The sequence below is a fragment of the Bellilinea sp. genome (genome assembly GCF_053501535.1).
Genome location: NZ_JBRCOK010000132.1, coordinates 1 through 9,998 on the forward strand (window position 1 = coordinate 1; position 9,998 = coordinate 9,998).

The 9,998-nt window shown below is 51.7% G+C and carries 10 protein-coding genes and 1 tRNA gene; 8 read left to right on the plus strand and 3 right to left on the minus strand.

Translation table 11 applies throughout. The annotated features are described in order from the left end of the window. Both ACWIZX_RS12180 and ACWIZX_RS12185 read right to left on the minus strand, forming a co-directional pair. The coding region (locus ACWIZX_RS12180) for a hypothetical protein (RefSeq protein ID WP_448335972.1) at positions 1–194 on the minus strand (194 nt) is incomplete at its 3' end. A 2-nt stretch (positions 195–196) separates the two neighbouring features. Beyond that, a complete protein-coding gene (locus ACWIZX_RS12185; RefSeq protein WP_322792504.1) occupies positions 197–1,555 on the minus strand; it encodes a hypothetical protein in 1,359 nt (452 codons plus the stop codon). Positions 1,556–1,649: 94 nt separating this feature from the next. Between ACWIZX_RS12185 and ACWIZX_RS12190 the strand changes: the two genes are divergently transcribed. The 7 genes from ACWIZX_RS12190 to bcp are packed head-to-tail and all read left to right on the plus strand — an operon-like array spanning position 1,650 to position 8,931. Continuing rightward, positions 1,650–2,609: a proline dehydrogenase family protein gene (locus ACWIZX_RS12190; RefSeq protein WP_448335973.1), complete on the plus strand. Its 960-nt coding sequence runs from the start codon at positions 1,650–1,652 to the stop codon at positions 2,607–2,609. A gap of 8 nt (positions 2,610–2,617) precedes the next feature. After that, complete coding sequence (locus ACWIZX_RS12195; protein WP_448335974.1) at positions 2,618–3,346, plus strand: SDR family NAD(P)-dependent oxidoreductase; 729 nt, start codon at positions 2,618–2,620, stop codon at positions 3,344–3,346. A gap of 16 nt (positions 3,347–3,362) precedes the next feature. Continuing rightward, a complete protein-coding gene (locus tag ACWIZX_RS12200; RefSeq protein ID WP_322792501.1) occupies positions 3,363–4,274 on the plus strand; it encodes a prenyltransferase in 912 nt (303 codons plus the stop codon). 3 nt (positions 4,275–4,277) lie between these two features. Next, entirely contained in the window at positions 4,278–5,519 is a 1,242-nt protein-coding gene (locus ACWIZX_RS12205; protein ID WP_322792500.1) for a molybdopterin molybdotransferase MoeA, read from the plus strand. A gap of 4 nt (positions 5,520–5,523) precedes the next feature. Next, on the plus strand, positions 5,524–6,477 hold the full coding sequence (locus tag ACWIZX_RS12210; RefSeq protein ID WP_448335975.1) for a polysaccharide deacetylase family protein: 954 nt from the start codon (positions 5,524–5,526) through the stop codon (positions 6,475–6,477). A 10-nt stretch (positions 6,478–6,487) separates the two neighbouring features. Next, positions 6,488–8,443: a molybdopterin biosynthesis protein gene (locus tag ACWIZX_RS12215; protein ID WP_448335976.1), complete on the plus strand. Its 1,956-nt coding sequence runs from the start codon at positions 6,488–6,490 to the stop codon at positions 8,441–8,443. 23 nt (positions 8,444–8,466) lie between these two features. Then, positions 8,467–8,931 (plus strand): thioredoxin-dependent thiol peroxidase, encoded by a 465-nt coding sequence (gene bcp, locus ACWIZX_RS12220; RefSeq protein WP_448335977.1) that lies wholly within the window; start codon positions 8,467–8,469, stop codon positions 8,929–8,931. Positions 8,932–9,027: 96 nt separating this feature from the next. Here the strand turns inward: bcp and ACWIZX_RS12225 are convergent, their stop codons facing one another. Next, positions 9,028–9,504: an RrF2 family transcriptional regulator gene (locus ACWIZX_RS12225; RefSeq protein WP_322791528.1), complete on the minus strand. Its 477-nt coding sequence runs from the start codon at positions 9,502–9,504 to the stop codon at positions 9,028–9,030. Between the two features lie 209 nt (positions 9,505–9,713). Here ACWIZX_RS12225 and ACWIZX_RS12230 point away from each other — a divergent pair. Continuing rightward, positions 9,714–9,788: transfer RNA gene (locus tag ACWIZX_RS12230), tRNA-Pro, on the plus strand. The last annotated feature ends 210 nt before the right edge of the window (positions 9,789–9,998 follow it).

Here is a 9,998-nt window from a genome sequence, read left to right on the forward strand (position 1 = left end):
TTACCAACCTCGCCGATGGGATGGCGGACAGCCGTATAAATAAAGATGACCCCTGCAAAGGAAATTACCACGAACAGACCGCGCAGCGTAGATGTGGTATGATCAAGTCGCAGCATACGGCTGATCAGTTGTTCCAGCCAGCGCTGAATTTGTTCCAGTGAAAAATCGAAGGGGGAGGAAGAGGATGATGTCATTGTCAATCTTCAGGAATGGACCATTCCACCAGCTGGCTTAATTGCTCAATCTCCTGTTGAAGTTTGGATTGCGCCTGAGGATTTCGTTCCAGATTGGTGCGGATAGAACGCATGAGAATGTGGAAGACTTTTTTGACCGAATACACCTGTCCAGAGCAGGTTTCTGCCAGAGATGATACCGCCTCGCTGAAAAAGGCGCGTACAGCCTGCTCCTGACTTTCGCGGGTAATGTACTGACGCTGGATCTCGATCATTTCTTTCTCTCTCTTTGCCTGACTGAGCCAGGAAGTTTGCCAGCGTTTAATCAGGTCTTTTTCGACTTCTTCCGGCATTTCCAGATCGCGGATTTCAACTTTCAGAACGCGGATGCCGCGCTCCTGTAACATTTGATATTCCATTGAAGGTACCTGTTGACCGGTTGGCTTTCCGAATAAATCCAATTCATCTACCACAGGTTGAGTTAACCTCTGGTGAATGATGGCGTGGATGGTTTGCAGGGCAGTCGGCTGATTGATGCGGCTATGGAATAACTCATCCAGCCTGAAACGGGAGAGAGTTTCTTTCCAAATATCTGCAGCCAGACGCGGGGGGAGCCAGCGCCAGTCATTCAACCGATCGGGCGTGTCTTCCGGCAGATTGGCGTCCACATTCCGGCGCAGGATGGCTTTTTCCACCGAGGACGGTCGGTAGCCGTACTGACTGCCGCCTTCTCCCGGTTGGGCGTCAATTTTGAAATGAACCACAATTTTGGGGACAAGTTCAATATTATCGCGTGTCAGGGCGCGGGTTTCCATGCGCTGGCGTTGCTGTACTTCCAACCGCGCAGGTTGATCATCGCTCACGCCGGCTGGCGCGCCTGAAGAAAGAAAGGGGCCAATTTTTCCCTTTTGAATGCGCAAATCCACAACGGCTTTGTCGCCTTCCAGATATTCTTTTCGCTCGGTAAAGGTAATGCCGGGACCAATTGCGCGGTTAAAACGGTCGTCTTTTCTCAAAACCGCAGCGCTGGCGCTATCCAAAATGACCACACCAGGGCCTTCTTTTTTGATTTCTCCCTTGCGCTGACGAATTTTACCGTTTTCGATGAAGATTGCCGGTCCATGACCTCCCTGAATGTACAAAAGCAGCCGTCGGTAAATGCGCCAGCGGTCTTCCAGTTTACGGACAGGCAACACAAATTGAGAGAAGAAGAAAAGCCAGAAAAAAAGACCCAACAAACATAAGATACTGGTTAAGAAAAGCTGCCCAACCCCCGCCACAAAACCACCCGGTACGCGATTGAGATACCAGACAACCAGTATCCCCGTCAAAGTAAGAGAAAGGAGAATCAAGCGATAGCGAGATCGGAACAATGCGCGCATACGAGTCCTGCCTGTGAATCATTTTATAACACAAACAGATTTTCGGTATGATAGAATCAAACACGAATCCCAATCTATCAAAACAGGATCGGAAATGCTGCGTTCGTTGTTTATTGCCCTTTCCAAAGCCTACTGGGCGCAGCGCTGGATCAGCCGTTGGGGGCTGGCATGGCGGGTAGCTTCCCGTTTTATTGCCGGTGAAACGGTTGAACAGGCCCTTCGGGCTGTTCAGGTGCTGAATCAGCAGGGCTTACTGGCAACACTGGATCAATTGGGTGAAAACACCCAAACGGTACAAGATGCCGAGCAGGCCGCCCAGGGAATTTTGCATCTGCTGGAAGAAATCGAGCGCGCCGGCGTGCAGGCGAATGTATCTGTTAAACTGAGCCAGCTGGGACTGGTAATTGACCCCCAACTGGCGGTTAGGCATCTTCGCCAGATTGTGGAAAAGGCCCGGCAACTGAATAATTTTATCCGTGTGGACATGGAAGATTCTACTTTGACGGATGCCACCTTGAAAATCGTTGCCGACTTACGGGATAGCGGCTTGGATAACGTGGGCACGGTTATTCAATCTTACCTCTACCGCAGCATGGAAGATACCCAAAAGCTGATCGAGCGGGGCATAAAAATCCGGCTGGTCAAAGGAGCGTATCAGGAACCACCCCATCTGGCCTATCCCAAAAAACGAGATGTGGATGCAGCCTTTGACCGCTTGAGTGATCTGTTGATTGACACCTCGCTGCGCTTTGATTATTTGCCGGCAACGGCCAGCGGACGGTTCCCGCCGCTGGCAGCCATCGCGACGCATGACGAAAAACGGATCGAGCACGCCATCCAGCGTGCCAAAAGTTGCGGCCTGCCGGTTGAGCGTCTGGAATTTCAAATGCTTTACGGAATTCGGCGTGATTTACAGCTGGCGTTGGTCAAACAGGGTTACCCGGTACGTATTTATGTGCCGTTTGGTACACACTGGTATCCCTACTTCATGCGCCGGCTGGCAGAAAGACCGGCCAATGTGTGGTTTTTTGTTTCCAACTTCTTTCAGCGATGATCTTTGATATGGAACATACCTTTTCTCAATTGGCTTTGGTTACTGGCGCAGCCGTGCGGCTGGGCAGGGCAATTGCGCTGGCGCTGGCAAAGAAAGGCTACGCCATTGCTTTGCATTATCATCATTCTGAAGAATCTGCCCGTCTAACCATTGCTGAAATTGAAAAAATCGGTGTGCCGGTTTTCCCCGTCCGTGCCAATTTGCGGAATGTGCAGGAAATCAAGCGGATGTTTGAACAGGTTGCAGCCACCGGACTGCCGCTGAGGGTACTGGTCAATTCGGCTGCGGTGATGCCCCGACAGGATTTGCTGAACATGGATGCAGAGGATTGGGACAGCGTGATGGATGTCAACCTGCGCGCGGCCTGGCTGTGTGCCGTCGAAGCGGCGCATTTGATGCATGCGGGAGGTGTGATTATCAACATCAGCGACACGGGAGCAAATAAGGTTTGGACGGCTTACCCTACTTATGTGATCAGCAAGGCAGGATTGGAGGTGTTGACGCGTTTGCTGGCACGCCGGCTTGCGCCTCATATTCGTGTCAATGCAGTTGCCCCCGGTTTAATCCTTCGGGGCGAGGATACCCCCGCGGAAGAATGGACGCGATTGGTGCAACGCCTGCCTTTGGGCCAAAGCGGCAGCGAAGATGATGTGGTCAGGGCAATTCTGTTTCTGATGGAAAGTATGTACATCACCGGTGAAGTGCTTGTTGTAGATGGTGGATATGGATTAATCTAAAAAAACAGGAATTGGAATGCAAAAAAACATTCGTAAAGTCTTGGGAGAATTCATTCGTACTTCGCAGCCGCTGGCATTGCTGGCCGGGGCGCTGCTGTATGCCTGCGGTGTGGGTGTACTGGTTTATCTGGGTGAATCGGTTGATTGGACGGTCTACTGGTTTGGACAGGCGGTGGTAACCCTGTTGCAGTTGAGCAGCGTCTATCTCAAGGCTTATTATGACCTTGTGTCTGAAAGTTCGCCTCGTTCCGCCACCGATAATGGGCGAATGGAAGACTGGAAGCCGATTTCTCGCAATGTCTATCTGCTGGCGGCGGTCACCACCCTGACCATGGGGGCGATGACCACTTTTGTTCTTTATTCGCGGGGTGTGCTGCAGCCGGCCGGCCTGCTTTTTCTGGGCATTTCGTGGCTGTTCGCGTTCTTTTACGGGGTACCACCCCTGCGTTTGGTCTATTCCGGTTATGGAGAGTTGATCAGCGCGATTTTTCTGACAACGTTGGTACCGGGTTTTGGGTATGTATTGCAACGCGGCGAGTTAATCCCGATCATGGGGTTGTTTAATTTTCCATTGCTGGCGCTTTTTTTGGCTCTGACACTGGCAACCTCACTGGAAACATATTTCAGCGAAATCAAAGCCGGCCGGCAAAATATGATGATTCGACTGGGATGGCAGCGCGGAATGAACCTGCACAATTTCTTGATTGGGCTGGCTTTTTTGCTGGTTGGGATCAGTCCGCTGGCAGGTCTGGCATGGTCACTAACCTGGCCGCGCTTGCTGGTACTGCCGGTGGGCATCTTCCAAATCTGGCAGATGTGGCAAATTGGTAACGGTGCAAAACCGAACTGGCGTTTGTTGCGACTGACTGCAGCGGCCAGTTTTGGTTTGCTGCTTTACCTGCAGTTTTTTTCTCTTTGGACGGGATAAAATATGCCGGAATTTTTAGAATTACTTCCTCCCACCAAGGCCTTGTCCTACTGGCTGGATTTTATTCCCCAAAATAGCACGGATGTGGAACGGCTGGCGGTGGTGGATGCAGCCGGGCGGGTAACCGCTCGGGCGGTGATCAGCCCGGAACCGCTTCCAGCCTTTCCTCGCAGCAGTGTGGATGGCTATGCGGTGCGAGCGGCGGATACTTTCGGCGCCAGTGAGTCGCTGCCGGCTTACCTGACGGTCAAAGGTGAATTGCCAATGGGAAAGGCACCTCCCTTTGATTTGCAACCCGGTGAAGCGGCATTGATTCATACGGGTGGAATGTTGCCAGCGGGCAGCAATGCTGTGGTCATGCTCGAACATACTCAACCTTCGCGTGAAAATGAAATCGAGGTACTGCGCGCTGTTGCCGAAGGGGAGAACGTTCTCAAGCCGGGTGAGGATGTTCAGCAAGGAGAGGAGATCATCCCCGCCGGGGTTCGTTTGCGACCTGCGGAGATTGGCGGTTTGATGGCATTGGGGATTTTGGAAATTGAGGTTTTGCGGAGGCCAAGGGTAGGTGTTCTCTCGACGGGTGACGAAGTCGTACCGCCGCAGGTTGCCGTTTTGCCCGGTCAGGTACGCGATATTAACAGTTATTCGTTGAGTGCGCTGGTGGAACAGGCCGGTGGGATCGCCGAACGCTATGGCATATTTCCCGATCAGGCGGAGGCGTTGGAGGCAGGCTTGAAGAAAGCGCTCAATGAGTGTGATGCAGTAATCATTACCGCCGGTTCTTCAGCCAGCACGCGTGACTTAACCGCCGAAGTGATCAACGGTATGGGAAAGCCCGGTGTGCTGGTGCATGGTTTGAATATCCGCCCCGGCAAACCGACCATTCTGGCGGTTTGCGATGGGAAACCGGTGATTGGACTGCCCGGCAACCCGGTGAGCGCGTTGGTGATTGCCTACCTTTTTGTGCAACCGGCATTGAATCGCCTGTGTGGCGTAACTGGATTGATTCGCCCCGCTGTTCGGGCAAAATTGACGGTTAATCTGCCATCGCAAGCCGGGCGGGAAGATTACTATCCCGCCAGGTTGATTCAGCAAGAAGGGCAATGGCTGGCTGAGCCGATTTTTTACAAAAGCAACCTGATTTTTTCGCTGAGCCGGGCGGATGGTTTGATTCATATCCCTGAAAATGCTACCGGATTGGGAGTTGGTGAAGAAGCCGAGGTTTTCCTGCTGGGGAAAGGATAAAAACGTGAATCCTTTGAAATGGCGGTTAATGGTTATTGCCGGAGTGGTTTGCCTTTTCTTTACCGGTTGTGCCAGTGGTATTCAGGCTGCTGCTCAGCATCCTACCCCTGCGGTTATGGTGCAGGCTGAAACTACCCAAACCCGGTTGCCTACCCCAACCGAGGTCTTAACTTCCACCATGGTTTTACCCGATCCTACCCTGACATTGACTCCGACACCGCTGCCTACGGGTACTCCAACCGCTGTGTCAACTTCCACACCAGCATGGGTTTATTATCCTGCCGGGCAGCTTCAAGTACCCATTTTGCTGTACCATCGCATTTCCGAAGGCGAGCCGGAGAACCGCTACGAGGTATCGGTGGAGAATTTCCGCCTTCAAATGGAGTATCTGTCAAAAAATGGTTTTACGACCATTACGCCGGTTCAACTCTCAAAAGTAATCCTGAAGGGTGGAGACTTACCGCTCAAGCCGATCATTGTGACTTTTGATGATGGCTATCGAAGTGTTTATGAGTTTGCTTTTCCGATTCTGCAACAGTATGGATTGCAGGGTGTGGTGTACGTGATTACTGGTTATGTGGGTGCCCCGACCTATATGAATGCTGACCAGCTGGTTGAATTATTTGCAAACGGCTGGGAAATTGGTAGTCACACCGTCAGCCATGAGGATTTAGTGAAAAATCCTTCCCATGCTTATGATCAAATGGTAGGGTCGAAACTCTACCTGGAAAAGTTGTTAGGCACAAAGGAACTGACAATCGCTTACCCCTACGGAAAAGCTGATGAAAATATCACCCGCCGGGCAGCCAGATACGGTTATTTTGCCGGTATGGGTTTAGGGGTGAGTAACAAACATTTCATTGAAACGCTTTATTTTCTCAGCCGACAGGAAATCAAATCCAATTGCGATTTGAATTGTTTTGAAAATATCGTTACAGGCAAAAAAAGCGAACCGTGAGGAGTTTACGATGTCCATTTATTTGCAGGATATTCCCTTAAACGAAGCGCTTGCACGGTTTGAACAGGCACTGGAGTCGGCCGGCCTGAACGGCATTCTCGGAGAGGAAACGCTTGAATTGAGCGAAAATCTGGTTGGGCGGGTAACCACCCAACCGGTGTGGGCGCGGATTTCCTCCCCCCATTATCATGCCGCAGCCATGGATGGTTTTGCCCTGCGGGCGGAGGATGTTGCAGGCGCTATGCCTACTTCCCCGGTGATTCTGACTGTTGGTCAACAAGCGGTTTATGTAGATACCGGTGATCCATTACCCCTGTGGGCAAATGCAGTTGTGCCCATTGAGAATGTGGAAGCCCTGGACGAGAATGGGCAGATCATGACAGATGCCCGCTGTCCGCGTTCAATCCGCTTGAGAGCGGGATTACCGCCCTGGTCGCACGTGCGTCCAATGGGCGAGGATATTGTTGCTACCCAACTGGTGTTGCCCTCTGGTCATATCTTGCGCCCGGTAGATTTAGGAGCGGTGGCTGCGGCCGGCCATGATCGAATTTCGGTCAGCCGCAAACCAAGGGTGGCAATTCTCCCCACCGGTACAGAATTGATCGAAATTGGTCAACCTGTAGAAACCGGCCGGATTATTGAGTTTAACTCGCTGGTATTGGCAGCTCAGATTCGGCTTTGGGGAGGCGAGGCTTTCCGTTATCCGATCACGCCAGATGAGAATGCTCTCATTCGTCAGCGTGTGCAGGAAGCTGCGGAACAAAGCGATCTCATCCTGCTCAATGCTGGTTCCTCAGCCGGATCGGAAGATTTTTCCGCTGTAGTGGTGCAGGAATTGGGTGATTTGCTGGTTCACGGTGTTGCGGTGCGTCCCGGTCACCCGGTCATATTGGGAATGATCCGCCGGAAGAATGGCAGTCAGTGTCCCATTATCGGCGTTCCGGGCTATCCTGTATCGGCGGCGTTGACGGGAGAAATTTTTGTTGAACCGCTGCTGGCGCGCTGGCTGGGGCGCCCTCCTTATCAACCCATTGAAATTGAAGCAAAGATGACCCGCAAATTGACCTCACCGCCGGGTGATGATGATTATGTGCGGGTGGTGGCAGGCAGAGTAGGGGATCAGTTGTTGGCGGCGCCGCTATCGCGGGGGGCAGGGGTAATTACCTCACTGGTGCGTGCGGATGGTATTGTCGTTTTACCTCGCGGAGTGCAGGGTGTCGAAGCTGGCAGCCGGGTCAGAGTTCGGCTTTACCGTCCGCCGGAAGAACTCAATCAGACCATTTTTGCAATTGGATCGCATGACATCAGTCTGGATTTGTTGGCGCAGTATCTGGCCGCCTATGGACGCCGGCTGGTATCTGCGAATGTGGGCAGTCAGGGCGGGCTGGTAGCCTTGCGCCGGGGAGAAACTCATCTGGCTGGTTGTCATTTGCTGGATACGCAAAGTGGAGTGTATAACCTTGCGGCAGTTCAGCAGTACCTTCCTGGTCAAAAGGTGCGTATACTGGGATGGGTTAACCGGGTACAAGGGTTGCTGGTTGCCAAAAGAAATCCAAAGAACATTGAAGGATTGCAGGACTTGATACGAGAAGATGTAATGTTCGTAAACCGTCAGCGCGGAGCTGGCACCCGCATATTGCTCGACTATCAATTGGGGTTATTGGGCATCTCTCCTTTGCAGATTCGTGGATACGATCAGGAGGAATACACTCACTTAGCGGTTGCTGCGGCGGTTGCTTCCGGCCGTGCCGATTGCGGCCTGGGTATTGCTGCTGCGGCGGTTGCATTGGATTTGGATTTCATCCCGCTGTTTGAAGAAGAATATGACCTGATTATTCCGGCGATCTATGCAGAAGATGATTTGTTACGACCTCTATTTGACCTTGCGGCTGATGGCTCGTTTCGCGCAGCTGTCGGTCAATTACCGGGCTATGATATTTCCCGCATGGGGAGATGGATTCAATAATTGAGAACCAAAGGAGGTTAATCATGCCAATTTCAGAGAACATTCCCGCACCAGATTTTGAATTGTTGGATGAAACGGGTACGCCCCGCCGGTTGAGCGATTACCGCGGCAGGCCGGTTGTTTTGTATTTCTACCCCAAAGATGACACGCCTGGTTGCACCAAAGAGGCGTGCAGCTTCCGGGATGATTATTCGGTCTATGAAGAAGCCGGCGTCGTGATTTTGGGAGTCAGCCCCGATTCGCCAAAATCTCATGCAAAGTTTAAGGAAAAGTACAATCTGCCTTTTACTTTGCTTGCGGATGAGGAGCATCGGGTTTGCGAGTTATATGGAGCGTGGGGAAGAAAAAAGTTCATGGGGCGCGAATATGATGGCGTTTTACGCACCACTTTTGTGATCAGTGCGGACGGCACAATTCTGCGTGTTTTCCCGGATGTCAAACCGGAAGGTCATTCGAAAGAAGTATTGGCCGCTTTAGAGGCAGCCTGAGATAATCATCACCCAAAAGCAGGGTCGGGTGATTGCACAGCAACCGCCCGACCCTTATATTTTTGGGTTTCAAGAAAGCCGGCCCTCGATGGGCAATCAACCTTCACTCAGAGAGGCATTTTGGGGTTCTTCAACCGGTTGTTCTGCCGAACGCACATTCATCAGCTCAGAATAGGCAGCCAGCTTTTCAAGGGTTGTAGAGGACAGGTAGGCTATGATGTTGTTTTGCAGCTCTTCCCACATCAACCGGGAAGTGCAAATTTCATTGCGCGGGCAGTCTTCTGTGTCCTCTAAGCATGGAGTCAGGCAAATTGGGCCTTCCAGCACCTCTGCGATTTTTAGGACTGTGATGTTTTTTGGCGGATGATTCAGGCGCAAACCGCCGCGCGGGCCGGGTGTGGCTTTGATGAGGCCGGATTGCATCAGGGTGTGGGCAATCTGGTGCAGGAAAGGCAAGGGGATATTGAGGGACTCAGAAAGCTGGGCGCTGGGGATGGGGCGTCCGCTGGTGTTGCCGGCAAGAGCGATCATCACTTGCAAACCATAGTCCAGTCTTCTGCTGATTCGAAACATGGTTCACTCCTTGAATTTCTACAATGATTATTGATTTTGTATGGTATTTTAATTGTATATCAAAATTCTAAAAAGTGACAATAGTAATTGATCAGCTTGTAAAAAATCTTAAGCAACTCTAATTTAGGATTAGATATGGATTGTGGAATGGAAAAGAAACATCTGAAAATCTTGCCGATAATTTGAGGAAGGGGTATAATCAAGACGTTCGGGGCGTGGCTCAGCCCGGTTAGAGTGCACGGTTCGGGTCCGTGAGGTCGGCGGTTCAAATCCGCCCGCCCCGACACGTTAGAGGATGAACCCGACATCCTCTTTTATTATTGTGGTCGGCAGTTCTCCCATCGAGGGATGAAAAAATCCGCCCGCCCCGACAGGTTAGAGGATGAACCCGACATCCTCTTTTTTTATTGTGGTCGGCAGTTCTCCCATCGAGGGATTAAAAAATCCGCCCGCCCCGACACGTTAGAGGATGAACCCGACATCCTCTTTTATTA